This is a genomic window from Haemophilus sp. oral taxon 851 str. F0397, from assembly GCF_000242295.1.
In the GTDB taxonomy this organism is placed as follows: Bacteria; Pseudomonadota; Gammaproteobacteria; order Enterobacterales; family Pasteurellaceae; genus Haemophilus.
In genome coordinates, this window is record NZ_JH591065.1 from 40,219 (window position 1) to 57,679 (window position 17,461).

Consider the following 17,461-nt stretch of genomic DNA (forward strand, 5'->3'; position numbering starts at 1 on the left):
CTTGATTTACTTATTACATCTTGGTTTCATGTCGTAAAAATAGATTTCACTAATTTCACGGTCATATCCTGGATAAAATCCTTTTGGCATCCCTAACACAATTTGTTTGCCTCGGTTTGCATGGACAAGTAGTTGTTTAGTTTGCGGATTAATATTCAATCCTTCGACTTCGCCGACATCTCGAATATCATCTAAGGTTTTTTCTAAAACAACTCGAGCTTCATTATTTTTATCTGAGATTTCTACACGATAAATATGATCGGGTTCTTTTTCATCTGCTGTGCCGTCATCAGCGGTGACATAGAGATCGCCGTTGTAGGCATAAACCCCTTGAATCCATTGTGGAACAGGTTGTAAATGCACTTTACGTTTATATTTACCGGTTGAAAGGTCATATTCATATAAATAACGGCCGCTTTCTTCACCTACCCAAGATGCCATCCAAACTGAATTGTGAACGGTATCTACGGTGATGCCGGAAACTTCAACTTGACCAGACTCAGGCTTAAAATCAACTGATCTTTTTAATGCGAGTGTGTCAGGGTCATGAATGGCAATTTGAATATTTTTCCCTACGCCAGCATCAAACCATTCAGAAGAAACATAAAGTTCATTGTTGTAGATATCAATATCGCCAATGTGGTTAGCTTCTTTTTGATAGCCCATAAAAGGATCTTTATTTTCCTTGATTAGTTTTCCATTCATATCATATTTAGCGAGGGTTTTGCTTCCCGATACATAAAGATGCTTTCCATCAGTTGTAATACCTTGACGGCCATTTACTTCTAATACTTTATCCAATTTATAAGTATATTTAGGTAAAGCTGAATGATAAGGAGCTTCGCAAGTTTGATTTGCCGACACAGATATCGCAAAAAGTGTGCAACCTAATCCAATAGTAATCGATGATAATTTCATAATTATTGTCTCCTTAAATATATGATTTATTTTGTGGGAAAGGAATCAAGATTGTCTCAACCAGAAACTAAAATTAATTTTAGTTACAAAAAAGGCGGCTAAGCAATTTGCCCGCCGCCTTTTTTAAGCTAATTATTTAGTACCGTAGGTATCGCCTAATTTCGCTTTGTGTTTTCCTTCTTCAACCATTACGATTAAGAGTAATAACACCGCTAATACGCCACCGCCGATCATTACGTAGAAACCACCGTCCCATCCGTAATGTTGAGCTGCCCAACCGATAACTGCAGATGCAGAAACTGTACCACCTAAGTAACCGAATAAACCAGTGAAACCTGCTGCAGTACCTGCTGCTTTTTTCGGCGCTAACTCAAGAGCATGTAAACCGATTAACATTACAGGACCATAGATTAAGAAACCGATTAAAGTCATTAAAATGAAGTCAGTTAATTGGTATGGGTTTTGATACCATGCGCTGTAGTTCGCTAATTCAGCTTCTGGTGTTGCTGGGTTCATCCAGTACGCAACAACCGCTGCAGTGGTTAAGATCATGAAGATGAAACCTGTTAAACCACGTTTACCTTTGAATACTTTATCTGATACCCAACCACATAATAATGTACCTGGAACTGCTGCTAATTCATAGATTGTGTATGCCCATGCGGTACCTTTGATATTGAAGTGTTTTACTTCGCTCAAGTAAACCGGAGACCATTTTAATACGCCGTAGCGGATTAAATATACGAATACGTTAGCAATCGCGATGTACCATAACAATTTGTTTTTTAATACATAAGTTACGAAGATTTCTTTTGCAGTTAAATCGTTTTCGTAAGTTTTTTCGTTATAGTCATCAGGGTAATCATTACGCCATTTTTCGATTGATGGTAAACCACAAGATTGTGGAGTATCACGCATGACGAAGTACACAGGAATTGCACAGATCATTGCTGCAATACCAGGGTAGTATAAAGATTGTTGCCAGATGTCTTTTGCTTGCGCTTCAATACCGTGAGTGCTGAAGAAAATTGCACTAGCTAATAACACCATTGCACCAGGCATCATACCACCGATATTGTGCGCAGTATTCCAAATTGACACGATAGTACCGCGTTCAGATTTAGACCACCAGTGCACCATAGTACGACCACATGGAGGCCATCCCATACCTTGGAACCAACCATTTAAGAAGATCATCGCCCACATGATAGCGATGCCAGAAGTTGCCCATGGGAATAGACCCATTAAGGTCATACATAAACCAGATAGTAATAAACCAAATGGTAGGAATACACGAGGGTTAGAACGGTCAGACATACCAGCCATTACGAATTTTGATAAACCGTAAGCAAGACCAGCTGCAGAACCGATTACACCAAGCTCAGCTTTTGTATAAAGGCCAGCTTGAATTAAACCAGGTTGTGCTAAGTCAAAGTTTGCACGCACGAAATAGTATGCGGCATAACCAAAGAAGATCCCTGCGAATACTTGCCAACGTAAGCGTTTATACGTGGAATCAATTTTTTCCGCCGGAAGTTCCGCAATATGCGGAGCGGGTTTGAATGGTCCAAACATAATTTTTTTCTCCAACTTTTAATTATGTGTAAGTTTTATTCACCCTTTATTAGACAGTAAGGGATAGGCGCATAATAAAAGAAAATAAAAAATAAGGAAGTAAAAAAAGTAAAAAATGTGAAGTGTTTCACAAAATTTTTACACCATTTGAGCGAATGCGAAAATTATTGTGATCAGTATCACAAAATTGTTTTCTTTTGCGCTCAAAATGTTGTTAATTTGGCCGCACTTCTCTACAATGCCTGTGATTTTTATATTACTTTTTTGTTAAATTTTGGGAATTGGGGGTAAACATGGGATTATCGCCTAGCATGTACAAAGATGTTGGAGATTTTTCGCCACTTAGTACCGATGTCATTATTATCGGTGGTGGCGCAACGGGGGCAGGTATTGCGCGTGACTGTGCACTTCGTGGCATTGATTGTATTTTATTGGAACGTAGAGACATCGCAACGGGGGCGACAGGACGTAACCACGGATTATTACACAGTGGCGCACGTTATGCCGTGAACGACCAAGAATCTGCTGAAGAATGTATTAAAGAAAACCGTATTTTGCGCAAAATTGCGCGTCATTGCGTAGATGAAACGGAAGGCTTATTTATCACTTTGCCTGAAGATTCTCTTGACTATCAAAAAACCTTCCTTGAGAGTTGTGCAAAATCTGGAATTGATGCGCAAGTCATTGATCCGGATTTAGCTAAAATTATGGAGCCTTCTGTAAACCCTGATTTAGTGGGCGCAGTTGTTGTGCCAGATGGTTCAATTGACCCATTCCGTTTAACGGCCTCTAATATGATGGATGCAACAGAAAATGGCGCAAAAATGTTCACTTATTGCGAAGTAAAAAATTTGATTCGTGAAGGTGGAAAAGTGATTGGTGTGAATGTGTACGATCACAAAAATCGTAGAGAACGCCAATTTTTTGCACCGCTTGTTGTGAATGCTGGTGGTATTTGGGGACAAGGGATTGCGGAATATGCCGATCTCAAAATCAAAATGTTCCCAGCGAAAGGTGCATTGCTCGTAATGGGCCATCGTATTAATAAACTTGTAATTAACCGCTGCCGTAAACCAGCTGATGCGGATATTCTAGTTCCAGGCGATACAATTTGTGTTATTGGTACAACGTCAAGTCGTGTTCCTTATGATCAAATCGATAACATGCAAGTGACGCCAGAGGAAGTGGATATTCTTTTCCGTGAAGGTGAAAAACTTGCACCGAGCTTGCGTCATACTCGCGTATTACGTGCTTATGCTGGGGTGCGTCCATTAGTTGCAAGTGATGATGATCCATCAGGTCGTAATGTGAGCCGTGGTATCGTTTTACTTGACCACGCAGAACGTGATGGCTTAGACGGCTTTATTACAATCACTGGTGGTAAGTTAATGACTTATCGTTTAATGGCTGAATGGGCGACCGACCTTGTTTGTAAAAAACTCAATAAAACGGCTCGTTGTGTCACTGCGGAGCAACCTTTGCCAGGCTCTACTGAAAGCCGTCAAGAGACCAATCAAAAAGTCATTTCATTACCAAGTACTATTCGTTATTCCGCAGTGTATCGTCACGGTTCACGCGCGACTCGTTTGCTTGAAAAAGAACGTTTAGATCGTTCAATGGTTTGTGAATGTGAAGCGGTGACTGCAGGTGAAGTGCGCTACGCGATTGATGAACTCGGTGTAAATAACATTGTGGATTTACGCCGCCGTACACGTGTTGGTATGGGGACTTGCCAAGCTGAACTGTGTGCATGTCGTGCTGCAGGCTTAATGAACCGTTTTGAAGTGGCAACACCAACTCAATCAACCACTCAACTTTCTGCCTTTATGGAAGAACGCTGGCGCGGTATTGAGCCGATTGCTTGGGGTGAAGCTATTCGCGAAGCTGAATTTACATCTTGGATGTATGGTAGCGTATTAGGTTTAAATGATGTGAAACCGCTTGATGAACAAGCACAACAAGGGACGGATAGCAATGAATTTTGATGTAGCCATTATTGGCGGTGGTTTGGCGGGTTTAACCTGTGGCATCGCCCTTCAACAACGCGGCAAACGTTGCGTGATAATCAACAACGGTCAAGCAGCCATTGATTTTGCATCCGGCTCTTTAGATTTATTAAGCCGTATGCCATCAACTCCAAATGGGGAAGGTCGCGCGGTAGAAAATTTAAAAGAAAATATCACCGCACTTCGTAATGAATTACCAGCTCACCCTTATAGTTTATTGGGCGCAGAGAAAGTACTTGCTAAAGCACAAGATTTTGAACGTTTAGCCAATGAATTAAATCTTGATTTAATTGGTTCTACGGAAAAGAACCATTGGCGTGTAACAGGCTTAGGCAGTTTACGTGGTGCGTGGCTTTCACCAAATAGTGTGCCAACAGTGCAAGGCAATGAACGTTTTCCGCATAAACGTATTGCAGTGCTTGGTATCGAAGGTTATCACGATTTTCAACCAAAACTTTTAGCGGCAAATTTGGTGTTAAACCCACAATTTGAGCATTGTGAGGTGACCAGTGATTTCTTAAATATTCCGCAATTAGATGAACTTCGCAAAAATGCTCGTGAGTTCCGTAGTGTAAACATCTCTCAACTTCTAGAGCACAAACTTGCGTTCAATGATCTTGTTAAAGAAATTATTGAATCAGCTCAAGGTGCGGAAGCAGTATTTTTACCGGCTTGTTTTGGTTTAGAAAACCAAGAATTTATGACCGCACTTCGTGATGCAACTAAGCTCGCATTATTTGAATTGCCAACGTTGCCACCATCATTACTCGGTATGCGTCAACGTATTCAATTACGCCGTAAATTTGAATCCCTTGGTGGTTTAATGATTAACGGTGATAGCGCATTGACTGCAACATTTGAAGGAAATCAAGTACGTTGTATCAACACTCGCTTGCTCGAAGATGAAGAAATTACTGCAGATAATTTCGTACTAGCTTCAGGAAGTTTTTTCAGTAAAGGGCTCATTTCTGAATTCGATAAAATTTATGAGCCGGTTTTTGAATCCGATATTATCGGTGTTGAAGGGTTTAACGATAAAGATCGTTTCACTTGGACTGCTCATCGTTTTGCTCATCCACAACCTTATCAATCTGCTGGTGTGGCAATTAATGCTCAATGTCAAGTGCAAAAGAGCGGTCAATATTTAACGAATTTATATGCTGTCGGTAATGTGATTGGTGGTTTTAATGCGCTTGAGCTTGGTTGTGGTTCGGGTGTCGCAGTTGTAACTGCCTTGGCGGTTGCTGATGAAATCTTGGCGAAATAGGGGGGAATAATATGGATAATAATATTCAACGACTCATTGATAGTGCAAAACAATCCCTTAATTCACCTGAAAGCCATAAATATATCGACGAAAGTTTTGAAAGCTGTATTAAATGTACGGCTTGTACCGCTGTTTGTCCGGTTTCACGCAACAACCCGCTTTATCCAGGCCCAAAACAATCAGGCCCAGATGGTGAGCGTTTACGCTTAAAATCCGCAGAACTTTACGATGAAGCACTTAAATATTGTACTAACTGTAAACGTTGTGAAGTGGCTTGTCCGTCAGATGTGAAAATCGGTGATTTAATTGTGCGTGCGCGTAATAATCACTTAGCACAATCTAAAAAGCCGTTAATGAATAAATTGCGTGATGCGATTTTAAGTAACACTGATGTAATGGGGAAAATCAATACTCCATTAGCGCCGATTGTAAACACCATCACAAGCCTAAAAGCGACCAAATTTATGTTGGAAAAAACGCTTAAAATTAGTAAAGAACGTACTTTACCTAAATATGCGTTTGGTACGTTCCGTAGCTGGTATATGAAAAATGCGTTACAAGACCAACAAAAATTTGAGCGTAAAGTCGCGTATTATCATGGTTGCTACGTGAACTACAATAATCCGCAGCTTGGTAAAGAATTTCTTAAAGTGTTCAATGCGATGAACATTGGGGTGATGTTACTGGAAAAAGAAAAATGCTGCGGTTTACCATTAATGGTGAATGGTTTCCCTGAACGTGCTCGTAATATCGCACAGTTCAATACCGATTACATTGGAAAAATGGTAGATGAAAATGGATTAGACGTGATCAGTGAAGCATCAAGCTGTTCACTTAATCTGCGTGACGAATATCATCATATTTTAGGCATTGACAATGCTAAAGTGCGTCCGCATATTCATATGGTGACGCCGTTCTTATACCAACTTTTCAAAGAAGGTAAAACCTTACCGTTGAAACCACTCAAACTTCGAGTGGCTTATCACACCGCTTGTCACGTAGATAAGGCGGGCTGGGCACCTTATACTTTGGAAGTGTTGAAAAAAATTCCTGGTTTAGAAATCATTATGTTACCTAGCCAATGCTGTGGTATTGCTGGGACTTACGGCTTTAAATCAGAAAACTATGAGGTTTCACAATCTATTGGTAAAAACCTATTTGATAATATTAATGAAGGTGGGTTTGATTACGTCATATCTGAATGCCAAACCTGTAAATGGCAAATTGATATGTCATCCAATGTGACCTGTATTCACCCATTAACCTTACTCTGTATGTCGATGGATGCTTAGAAATAAGAAAAATGCACTTTGTAATTTAAAGTGCATTTTTTGTTTTTTATCAGTATAAAAAAGTGCGGTAAATTTTTTACCGCACTTTTGGTTTTAGATATGATTAGAATTCAAATTGAACTGACATTCTATAGTTTCTACCTGGGGCGTAGAAACGGTTTATACCTAAGCCTGTTGATTGTTCTATAACATTACTTGTTCCAAATGAACGAATTGAACGAGCAGACTCCCAAGTGATGTATTTACGATTTGTGAGATTATATACACCAGCTCTTATGGTTAAGTTTTTAATTGGTTGAACATATCCAATAAAATCAAGGATTGTATAAGATTTACTACGCCATTTTACGGTTGTATCACTTTCACCACGTTCTTTAGCATAGATATTATAAGTATCTTGTGGATTTTTACTTGCTACATGTGTCGTATAAAAATCGAAACCAAATTTATGATCTGGATGATCATATCCTAGTCCATACACCATCGTTTTAGGCTGAATTGCATTCATAGGAATATTGCCATTCATTCTTCCTTTTTGATAGGTATATTTATAGCTTAAGTTAAACCCATTCATAAATTTTGCCATCTTACCAAGGAATAGTTTTGAATTAATTTCAATACCTTTTACAGACGCATTATCTCTATTTATATTTTGATAAAGAGAAAATGGTAATGAGTTACCTCCGCTACCTAAAGTAAAATCTTTTTCTCCTTTAAATATTAGGTCGATAAAGTTTTTATAGTTAGTTTTAAATATACTTGTAGAGATAAATCCCCAATCATCATGATGTAAAGTTAATGCAATTTCTTTTGTTTTTGCTATTTCTGGTTTTAAATCAGTATTTGGCAGAATAGTAAAATCTGGATGTTTAAAAGTGAAATACATTTCATCTGAAGTTGGTGCTCTAAAACCTTTAGAGTATCTAAGTTGTAAACGAAGATAATTTGTTGGATCAATCGTTGAAACAAAACTATAAGAATGTGCTTTATATTTTTTCTTTTGGCTTGCAATATAATTTATATTATCTATAGCATTTTGTTTAATTTGCTCTTCTGTTGGATCAGAATAATGACCTGGATTCCACCAAATCTCAGGGCCTTTAGGTAATGGAATATATAATCCTTTTACTATATCGTCTGGTAATTTTGGCGTTGAACCAGCTATGTAATGTGGTTTATAACCAATGTTGTCATAACGATAGCCTAAATCAAATGATAAATAATCATTGACAATGATATTATCAAAGAAATAAGCGGATTTACCTGTCGTTGTCACAGGTAATAAGAATGAATACTCTGGATCAACTCGAGGACAAAGAAAGGCATTCCAGGTAGATGATTCTTCACAGGTTTCTGGAATGTGCGAGTCTGTTTTAGCGCCTAAAGTACGTTCAGCCCACCATTTTACATCATAAGCATCATTACCCGCTCTATTTACCATTTTCTTCGTTGTTTTATTATACGAAACACCATATTGGAGATTATGCTCAGTATTCAATTTTGTAAACGATTTTGTTAGATCCAAGTTAGTTTGCTGGGTATTGGTATCAAGATCCCGTTCTTGCCATAGGCGTTCTAAATAGCCTTTACTTGGCAAGACTATATTATCTCTCCAGGTTATATTACGTGGTTTAGCGAAAGTTTTGCCATTCTGTTCAAATTTGTCATCTAACATCAAAGGCATTTTTTCAACAGTTCCAGACCAACCTACAGATCTCCAGTAAGTTACAGGTTTTGTACAGTCATAAAGAGAACAATCAAACCAATATTCATCTCCTCTTTTTAGAGTAAAACCGTTAGTTTTTTCAGAATTATCTGTATCAATATAGGTGTCTTTATTTTTTAATTCGATATCAGTTCCATCTCGTCGAGTAATTTTTCCATCTTGAAGCTTTATTCCATGTGGATTGGCTGTTTCAAGACAATTACTGCCATCACAGTATTCGTCGGTTCTCGCTCTCGTTTTTATTTTTTGTTTTGAGAAAGTAATTTTTAATGTATCCCAAAATAAGTTGGTTGAAAAATTTTCGTAAGAAAATGAGAAATTACTTCGTTGAGTTTTATCATTTGTATGTCTAGATTCAACTTCAGGGGTTTCATTACCACTACGTTGATATTTTAGTGTATAGGATAAATCTTGCCCACGAGAACGATGTTCATATAAATCAGCTGATGCCGTAAAACGATGGTTTTCAGTAGGATTAAAAGATAATTTTAATAATGTACTGTCTTGCTCAATTTTGTATGGGTCTGCTTTTTCTCTACGTTTACCTTGGACGAGACTATCCGCATTTTTATAATCATAGTTTTCAAGTTCATGACCATTTCTTCTTGTCGCAACCACTAACGCATCGAACTTTTTATAACGTCCAGCAAGAGTAAGTGTATTGAATGATTGATTATTTTCTGTAGCGTATCCCGTTTTGTAACTTACATAGTAGTCCTTGTTAAGGAGATAATCTCTAGCATCTTTTGTTTTATAAATTACAGATCCACCTAAGGAACCACTACCATTCTTAATAGAATCAGCCCCCTTGGTAATATTTACTTCTTTTAATGTTTCAATTTCTGCACCATTACGAGTGTTATTGAAGTTACCATAACCTTCAAAAAGCTCTTTAAAGCCTTGAGAAGATAATGTTTCAGCTTGCGCTAATCCATCAATATTAATAGAAACTCGATTTTCATCAACGCCACGAATGGTAAAACCACTGTTACCAAAACGCCCAGCTTCAACAACAGTGACACCTGTTTCATATTTAACGATATCTTTGATATTTTGAGCCTGCTGTTTTTCTAAGCTTTTCGCTGTTTTTACAGTTTCGGCAATTTTGGGAGGTGTTTTCGGATCATTATGTTCGGTAGAACCAGATACATTAATTTCCTCAAGCTGTTGTTGAGTTGGTTCATTAGCATAAGCAACACTTGCCGTTAGCCCAAGCATAACGGAATACGCAAGCAGATTTAATCTAAAATTGGTCATTTTTTCCCTCGTTAAAGATAATATGTAAATTAAATTATGTATTTAAATTAACCGCACATTTACTATCACTACTATCATTATGTGCGGTTGCAAGAGTACACTTAAAATTCTAATTGAATAGATGCTCTATAATTTCTACCTGGTGCGTAAAAACGATTTAAGCCTATACCTGTTTCAGTATCTACTCGGTTGATTGTACCGATAGTTCGAATAGATCGGGCTGATTCCCAAGTAAGATATTTTTGATCTGTTAAATTATAAACACCAGCTGTAAATGTAAGGTTTTTAATTGGTTTCCAGTAAGCAATGGCATCTATCACAGTGTAATGTTTATTGCGCCATAATGCTCTTCTATCAATAACTTTTTCGTTACCATTTACTGTTTTTGCTGGCACTGTTTCAATTGCACCAGTATTAATATTTTCTGCTTGACGTTCAATCATGCTATGCCATTGAGGGTTAAAGCTGTCTTTTGCCTTTTTAGCTGAAACGTCGGTAATATAAAAATCTAATCCCCATATTTTATTAGGTGAATCATAACCTAAATTATATACAGATGTGGTTGGTTGCAAAGCGTTCATTGGCTGGTCTTGCAAGGCCATATTCATATATTTAGGGTTATGTTCTAATAATTTTTTATATCCCTCTAATGGTTTACTATCTTTTATTCGACCTTTTTGATAAGTCAACTTATAACCCAAATGGAATCCTTCTAATTTTTCAATAAGGTCTCCTATTTCTAGGTGAGTAGAAATTTCAATTCCGTTTACTTTTGCCTTATCACGATTCAAACTCTGATAGAATGGATAATAAGACGATTTACTTTGATCAATTGGACGTTCACCTAAATATGCCAAATCAATAAAATTCTTATAATCGGTTTGGAATAAATTAGTAGTGAAATAACTACGTTCTCTATAAAAAGTAAAGGCAATTTCTTTTGTTTTAGCTTTTTCTTCTTTTAAATTAGTATTTGGTAAAAGTGAAAATTGAGGATGTTTAAATGTTATATACATTTCATCAGGCGTTGGCGCTCTAAAACCATTAGAATATTTAAGCTGTATTCTTAACCAATCTGTTGGATCCAAGTTTAATCCTAAATTATAGGAATGGTGCTTAAATGCTGTTGATTTTTGAATTGCATTTAAATTGTCTTGTACATTTTTTATATAATCGGCATGATTATAATTATACCAGCCATTGCCTCCAGTTAATGCACTATCTGGAATAGGGATCATTGTACCAGCTAATAATCCACGTGGAATTTCAGGATCTTGTCCTAAGCGATAATGTGGCAAATGTCTGACATTGTCATATCTATAATTTAAATCAAAACCAAGCCAATTTGTTACTGTAAAATTATCACCTAAATAAAATGCATGGTTTTTAGTTTTAACAGGGATTAGGTAACTAGAGCTTCCTGCAGCACTTTCTTTAAGTTGGCAACCAGGCCATTTATTTGGATATGGAGTATATTGAACTGGGAATGTTCCAGAAATAGGCTCATTGCATATGAAATTATCCGCCCACCATTGAACATTAGCTCCTTTATATCCCTCTTTATTAACCATATTTTTTTCTGTTTCAGAATATAGTCCACCATATTGCACTGAATGGTTAGTTTTACCTAAAGAAAATGACTTGTCAAAATCAAAGTTCAATTGTTTTGTATTTGTATTTAAATCACGATCATTGTAGTAGTTATTACTATATCCTCGACTATGGGGTAATACGTAAAAGGCTTCTTCTGACTGAACGCCCCCCCATGAGTTTGGAATTGATTTTGTCGGAATGTAACCATATGTTTTCCCATTTATAGACTTAGTTTGGATATCTCTAGGTTCAAATAAATATTTTGAAGTATAGTTCTCATCATTTTTAATAAAAATTTGATATTTTTTTGAACAATCTAATTTACTACAGTCTAACAGCAAATGTTCTGTACTCACTTCACGATAATCAAAACCACTAATCTTATTACCGTGGGAATCTGTGTATTCAGATTCAGTACTATAATCCCCTTCAACTCCTTTCCCAGTGATATATCCACCCCATTTATCTTTTATTTTATAAGTGCCATCAGAACTATCTAATTTCAATCCTTGCTTATTATCAACATCAATACAATTTGTATTGTTACAATATTCATCACTACGAGCTTTATTTTTAATTTTTTGAGATGAATAAGTTAGTTTAAAGTGATCCCAAAATGGAGTTTGTGTAAAGTTTTCATAAGAAAATTGGATATTTTCTCGTTTAGATTTATCGTGAATAAGGCGTTCCCCTTGACTGGTTTCAGTATTAACATAAGAACTAGGGCGTAATGAATAAGATAAATCTTGTCCATCAGTTTTTAATGTTGATTTATCAACAGCCACACTAAATCGATGATTTTCTGTTGGTTCAAACCCTAATTTCACTAAAGTACTATTACGGGAAATGGAATAAGGATCTGTTTTTTCTCTTTTAATTCCGACAACCTTATCATCATAACTTTCATAACCATAATTCTTCATTTCATTGCTATTACGTTCAGTATGAACAATTAATGCATCAAACCCTTTATATCGGCCAGCTGCAGTAAGAGACACCGTATCTTGACTATTCATACTTTGAGTAGCACGTTTAACGCTAAAGTAATGATCTTTTCCTATTAGATAATCTCTAGCATCTTTTGTATCAAAGATAACCGAACCACCCAATGCCCCACTACCTGATTTTAAAGAGTCAGCACCTTTGGTAATGGTCGCTGTTTTAACATTCTCTATTTCTACATCATTACGAGTATTATTAAAATTTCCATAGCCTTCAAATAGCTCTTTAAATGCTTGTGAACTTAAAGTTTCAGCTTGACGAAGTCCATCAACCATAATACCTACACGGTTTTCATCAACTCCTCGAACAGCATAACCGCTTGATCCTGTTCTTCCTGTTTCAACAACACTAATACCCGTTTCATAACGTACTAAATCTCGAGAGTCTGAAGCCTGTTGCTTAGAAAGCTTCTTAGCTGTAATTTGGGTTTCACCAACTTTTTTTTCTTTCACATTTATTGTTTCTGTATTCCCTGAAACATTAATTTCCTGCAGTTGTTCAGGTTCGTTGGCGTAAACAGCTCCTGTTGTCAGCCCAAGCATAACGGAATACGCAAGCAGATTTAATCTAAAATTGGTCATGTTTAACTCCATGAAAAGGTAAATAATAATGATTATCAAGCATATTATAAGAAAAAGTATTTTCTCACAATCAGAAAATTCTGTTTTTGATTAAAATCAAACAATAAAAATTATTCTCATTATGCTCTATATTTAAGTCCACTTGTTCTCTATAATGCAAGCCATCGATTGTTCATGTTAGAAAGCATGCGCAATCGTTTTAAATTTCACCATTAAATGAAAAGTGCGCATTGATTGTGTACTTCTTTTTTAGGAGCAATCATTATGATGATAGATAAACGCCTAATTAACACGGTGGCCGATAGTAAAAAATGGATTGGCGTCACGGTGTTGTGGAATTGGGTGGCGTTAGTTGGCGGGATTATTAGCGCCGTCGTGTTTTCTTATATTTTACAGGCCGCTTATTTTAAAGAGTTGACGATGTCAAGTGCGGTGGGTTTAGGTGTGATTTTAATTGCGGCATTGGCACTACGTGCTTTTGCGGGTAAAAAATCAGTGCAAGCGTCTTATTTTGCCAGTACAAAAGTGAAGCATGAATTGCGTAGCCTTATTTATCGTAAATTGGCTTCTATGCCGCTTAACCAAGTGAACCAGCAATCCACTTCAAGCATTATCCAAGTGGCATCAGAAGGTGTAGAACAGCTTGAAATCTACTTTGGGCGTTATTTGCCGCAGCTTTTTTATAGCTTGCTTGCTCCCCTAACTCTCTTTGCTTTCCTGATTTTTTTCAGTTTTAAAACAGCCATTATTTTATTAATTTGCGTGCCGCTTATCCCTATGTCGATCATTGCGGTGAATAAAATTGCGAAAAAACTCTTAGCAAAATATTGGTCGATTTATGTGGGATTAGGCAGCAGCTTTTTAGATAACTTACAAGGTTTAATCACGTTAAAAATCTATCAAGATGATGCTTATAAAGCGAAAGAGATGGATAAAGAGGCTGAGCATTTCCGCAAAATTACCATGAAAGTACTTACCATGCAGCTTAACTCTGTATCTCTTATGGATTTACTCGCTTATGGTGGCGCAGCAATTGGGATTTTAACGGCTTTATTACAATTCCAAGATGCACAACTCAGCGTGTTAGGCGTGATTTTATTTATTCTCCTTTCCTCCGAGTTCTTTATTCCGCTTCGTTTGCTTGGTTCATTCTTCCATGTGGCGATGAATGGTAAAGCGGCTTCAGATAAGATTTTCACATTGCTTGATACGCCAGTGGAAACCCAACAAAGTGCGGTAGATTTTGAAGCTAAAAATAACGTTCAAGTGGAAATTAAAGATCTACATTTTGCGTATTCTGCAGAAAAACCGGCAATTCAAGGTTTAACTTTAACGATTCAACCAAACCAACTTTCAGTGTTTGTGGGTAAAAGTGGTTGCGGTAAATCAACCTTGGTTTCGTTGTTGATGGGTTTTAATAAAGCGCAACAAGGTGCGATTTTGTTTAATGGACAAAACGCCTCTGAAATAGACCGCACTTCTTTCTATCAAAAAGTATCGTTGGTGAGCCATAGCAGCTACGTGTTTAAAGGCTCGCTGCGTGAAAATATGACGATGGCGAAAATTGATGCCACAGATGAACAAATTTATGCGTGTTTAGAACAAGTGAATCTTTCCCATTTTGTACGCGAAAATGGTGGCTTAGACATGCAATTATTAAGCCGTGGCGCAAATTTATCGGGTGGTCAGATTCAACGTTTAGCCTTAGCGCGTGCTTTATTACACAATGCCGAGCTTTATATTTTTGATGAAGCGACCAGTAATATTGATGTAGAAAGCGAAGAAATTATTTTGCAGTTCATTCAACAATTTAAACAACAAAAAACCATTGTGATGATTTCTCACCGCTTGGCAAATGCGGTAAATGCGGACTGTATTAACGTACTTGACCAAGGCAAATTGATCGAGCAAGGCACTCACGAAACCTTAATGGAAAAACAAGGTGCATATGCTGAAATGTTCCAACAACAAAAAGATTTAGAACAAATTAGAGAGGTGGCAAATGCGTAAAAATGGTTTTGTTGTAATGGGGCATTTGTTGAAATTAGTGACCCCACTGGCGCATATCATGGCGTTTACTATCACAATGGGAACGCTCGGTTTCCTGGCGGCCATCTTTATTATGGTGCTGGGGGCGATGGGGTTAGTGAATCTTTTAAACTTTGACACCCATTTAAGTTTTTCTGGAATTTTGACCGCACTTATCGTATTGGCGGTGGCTCGTGGCGCGTTGCGTTATTTAGAGCAAATGTCTGGGCACTACATCGCTTTTAAATTACTCGCATTATTGCGTGACAAAGTGTTTTCTTCTTTGCGCCGTTTAGCTTTTGTGAAGTTGCAAGATAAACAAGCGGGGCAATTAGTGTCTTTAGTGACTAATGATATTGAATTGCTTGAAGTATTTTATGCGCACACCATCGCACCAATTATGATCGCGTTCTTTACTTCTGCGATTTTATTGTTGGTCTTTGCTCACCTTTCAGGTTGGTTTGTACTTGTGGCATTCGCTGCGTATTTAACAGTGGGCGTAATCCTACCAATTATCACGACCAAATTGGCACGTGAAGATGGCAGACGCTATCGTGAATTAGTAGGCGAAATGAATGACTTCTTCCTCGACAGCGTGCGTGGTATGAAAGAAATTCAGCTTTTTGGTTATGCAAAACAACGCTTAGCAGAAATCCAACAACGTAGCCAAAAAATCGATACGGCTTTTGAGCGCATTAAAGACCAAGAAGCAAAAGTCCGTGTTTATACTGAAGTGGCAGTATCTGTTTTCAACATTATTATGCTGTTTACTGGCTTAATTTTATTTAGCTTAGATAAAATTGATTTCTCAGCCTTTTTAGTTGGTGTGATTTTATTAATGTCGAGCTACGGGCCAGTTATCGCCTTAAGTAACCTTTCAAGCAACTTATTACAAACTTTGGCTTCAGGTGAGCGAGTATTAAGTTTATTAGCGGAAGAGCCAGAATTAAAAGATGTAGAAAGTGCGGTAGATTTGAAGTTGGTTTCTCGCATTGATGTAGAGAACGTAAACTTCGCTTACGGCGAAGAACAAATTTTATCGGATGTTAGCTTATCTGTGAAAAAAGGTGAAATCTTAGGGATTCACGGCAGAAGCGGTAGCGGTAAAAGTACCTTGTTAAAACTGCTGATGCGTTTTTACGATCCTAAATCAGGCAGCATTAAAATTAACGGTGAAACCTTACCGAACATCAACACTCGTAGTTTGCGTGACAATATGGCGTACATTACCCAGCAAACCTACATTTTCAACGAAACCATTGAGGAAAATATTCGCCTTGCGCGCCGTGATGCAACGTTAGACGAAATTATGGAAGCCGCGGAGAAAGCTTCAATTCATGATTTCATTTTAAGCTTGCCACAAGGTTATCAAACAAAAATGACGGAATTGGGCGGTAACCTGTCTGATGGTGAAAAACAACGTATCGGTATTGCCCGAGCATTTTTACATAATGCACCGATTATCTTGCTTGATGAGCCAACCAGCAATTTGGATAGCTTAAACGAAGCAATGATTTTGAAATCATTACTCGATGTTAAAGCTGAAAAATTGATTATTCTCGTTAGCCACCGCCAATCCACCATGGCAATTTGTGATCAGGTGATTGGTATAGAAAACGGCAGAATGTCCTAAACTAAGACAACAAAAAATCGCACTGTTAAAGGTGCGATTTTTTTATAGACAGACAAAGAATAAGCCTTCTTTAATAGAGAAATAATTTACGTGTGGACTCTTATTTTACAACGTTGAATGTCAACGGGTCATAAACAATCTCGCCTACTTGAACTTGGATTGTATATTGACCTCTAGGATCCTTTTCATCAAATTTCCAGCAATTTACTACCGTTTTACCTTGGTTTAATGCATCACGAGTTGTTGTGATTGTGTGGGTCTTTTTATCTTCAGAAACTTTAACGGCATTTGGATTTTCTGATACAGCAAAGGTTGTTTTTTCAGGCGATTTAAATACTTCGGTAACAGTAATTTGTTTCGCAAAATTACCATTAGCAACCCAGCAAAGTTGGTGTGCTTTAGCTGAACGAGAAATATCTTTTTTACCTAAATCCGTTGGAGTTTTCCCAGACATATCATAGGTTGAAAGGTAAAGTGTTGGTTGCGGTTCTTGTGGAACATCGGACGCGGCAAATACAGATGATGCTGCGCATAAAGAAAGTACGGCTAATGTTAATGATTTTTTCATTACGATTTTCCTCTT

Annotated in this window: 10 protein-coding genes; 5 read left to right on the forward strand and 5 right to left on the reverse strand. The window is 37.3% G+C overall.

Features of this window, described 5'->3' with window-relative positions:
• Window positions 1–6: 6 nt before the first annotated feature.
• Together HMPREF9096_RS08085 and glpT are read right to left on the reverse strand one after the other, a co-directional pair.
• Window positions 7–918 carry a hypothetical protein gene (locus HMPREF9096_RS08085; RefSeq protein ID WP_009499680.1) on the reverse strand — a complete coding sequence of 304 codons (912 nt, stop codon included), beginning with the start codon at window positions 916–918 and terminating at the stop codon, window positions 7–9.
• Window positions 919–1,050: 132 nt separating this feature from the next.
• Window positions 1,051–2,493 carry a glycerol-3-phosphate transporter gene (gene glpT, locus HMPREF9096_RS08080; protein ID WP_009499681.1) on the reverse strand — a complete coding sequence of 481 codons (1,443 nt, stop codon included), beginning with the start codon at window positions 2,491–2,493 and terminating at the stop codon, window positions 1,051–1,053.
• Window positions 2,494–2,786: 293 nt separating this feature from the next.
• On the opposite strand from glpT, the gene glpA reads away from it, so the two are divergent.
• Genes glpA through glpC form a run of 3 tightly spaced genes read left to right on the forward strand, consistent with a single transcriptional unit; the run spans window position 2,787 to window position 7,058 of the window.
• On the forward strand, window positions 2,787–4,478 hold the full coding sequence (gene glpA, locus HMPREF9096_RS08075; RefSeq protein WP_032803220.1) for an anaerobic glycerol-3-phosphate dehydrogenase subunit A: 1,692 nt from the start codon (window positions 2,787–2,789) through the stop codon (window positions 4,476–4,478).
• Complete coding sequence (gene glpB, locus HMPREF9096_RS08070; RefSeq protein WP_009499685.1) at window positions 4,468–5,766, forward strand: glycerol-3-phosphate dehydrogenase subunit GlpB; 1,299 nt, start codon at window positions 4,468–4,470, stop codon at window positions 5,764–5,766. Before glpA ends, glpB begins: the two co-directional genes overlap by 11 nt.
• Before the next feature lie 11 nt (window positions 5,767–5,777).
• Complete coding sequence (gene glpC, locus HMPREF9096_RS08065) at window positions 5,778–7,058, forward strand: anaerobic glycerol-3-phosphate dehydrogenase subunit GlpC (RefSeq protein WP_005632254.1); 1,281 nt, start codon at window positions 5,778–5,780, stop codon at window positions 7,056–7,058.
• Window positions 7,059–7,161: 103 nt separating this feature from the next.
• On the opposite strand, the gene HMPREF9096_RS08060 is transcribed toward glpC, so the two are convergent.
• Complete coding sequence (locus HMPREF9096_RS08060; protein WP_009499686.1) at window positions 7,162–10,041, reverse strand: TonB-dependent hemoglobin/transferrin/lactoferrin family receptor; 2,880 nt, start codon at window positions 10,039–10,041, stop codon at window positions 7,162–7,164.
• A gap of 101 nt (window positions 10,042–10,142) precedes the next feature.
• Window positions 10,143–13,217 (reverse strand): TonB-dependent hemoglobin/transferrin/lactoferrin family receptor, encoded by a 3,075-nt coding sequence (locus tag HMPREF9096_RS08055; RefSeq protein ID WP_032803221.1) that lies wholly within the window; start codon window positions 13,215–13,217, stop codon window positions 10,143–10,145.
• Between the two features lie 264 nt (window positions 13,218–13,481).
• Between HMPREF9096_RS08055 and HMPREF9096_RS08050 the strand changes: the two genes are divergently transcribed.
• Both HMPREF9096_RS08050 and cydC read left to right on the forward strand, forming a co-directional pair.
• Entirely contained in the window at window positions 13,482–15,227 is a 1,746-nt protein-coding gene (locus tag HMPREF9096_RS08050) for an ABC transporter ATP-binding protein/permease (RefSeq protein ID WP_009499689.1), read from the forward strand.
• Window positions 15,220–16,878 (forward strand): thiol reductant ABC exporter subunit CydC, encoded by a 1,659-nt coding sequence (gene cydC, locus HMPREF9096_RS08045; RefSeq protein ID WP_009499690.1) that lies wholly within the window; start codon window positions 15,220–15,222, stop codon window positions 16,876–16,878. Before HMPREF9096_RS08050 ends, cydC begins: the two co-directional genes overlap by 8 nt.
• A 100-nt stretch (window positions 16,879–16,978) precedes the next feature.
• Here cydC and HMPREF9096_RS08040 read toward each other — a convergent pair whose 3' ends face one another.
• The gene (locus tag HMPREF9096_RS08040) at window positions 16,979–17,446 is read right to left on the reverse strand and encodes a hypothetical protein (RefSeq protein WP_005635602.1); all 468 of its coding nucleotides are present in this window, start codon (window positions 17,444–17,446) and stop codon (window positions 16,979–16,981) included.
• Window positions 17,447–17,461 lie beyond the last annotated feature (15 nt).

Bases quoted from the DNA above. Each gene is read 5' to 3' on its own strand.
- HMPREF9096_RS08060 (WP_009499686.1), bottom strand. From the start codon at position 10,041: ATGACCAATTTTAGATTAAATCTGCTTGCGTATTCCGTTATGCTTGGG.
- glpT (WP_009499681.1), bottom strand. From the start codon at position 2,493: ATGTTTGGACCATTCAAACCCGCTCCGCATATTGCGGAACTTCCGGCG.
- HMPREF9096_RS08040 (WP_005635602.1), bottom strand. From the start codon at position 17,446: ATGAAAAAATCATTAACATTAGCCGTACTTTCTTTATGCGCAGCATCA.
- HMPREF9096_RS08085 (WP_009499680.1), bottom strand. From the start codon at position 918: ATGAAATTATCATCGATTACTATTGGATTAGGTTGCACACTTTTTGCG.
- glpC (WP_005632254.1), top strand. From the start codon at position 5,778: ATGGATAATAATATTCAACGACTCATTGATAGTGCAAAACAATCCCTT.
- HMPREF9096_RS08050 (WP_009499689.1), top strand. From the start codon at position 13,482: ATGATGATAGATAAACGCCTAATTAACACGGTGGCCGATAGTAAAAAA.
- glpA (WP_032803220.1), top strand. From the start codon at position 2,787: ATGGGATTATCGCCTAGCATGTACAAAGATGTTGGAGATTTTTCGCCA.
- glpB (WP_009499685.1), top strand. From the start codon at position 4,468: ATGAATTTTGATGTAGCCATTATTGGCGGTGGTTTGGCGGGTTTAACC.
- cydC (WP_009499690.1), top strand. From the start codon at position 15,220: ATGCGTAAAAATGGTTTTGTTGTAATGGGGCATTTGTTGAAATTAGTG.
- HMPREF9096_RS08055 (WP_032803221.1), bottom strand. From the start codon at position 13,217: ATGACCAATTTTAGATTAAATCTGCTTGCGTATTCCGTTATGCTTGGG.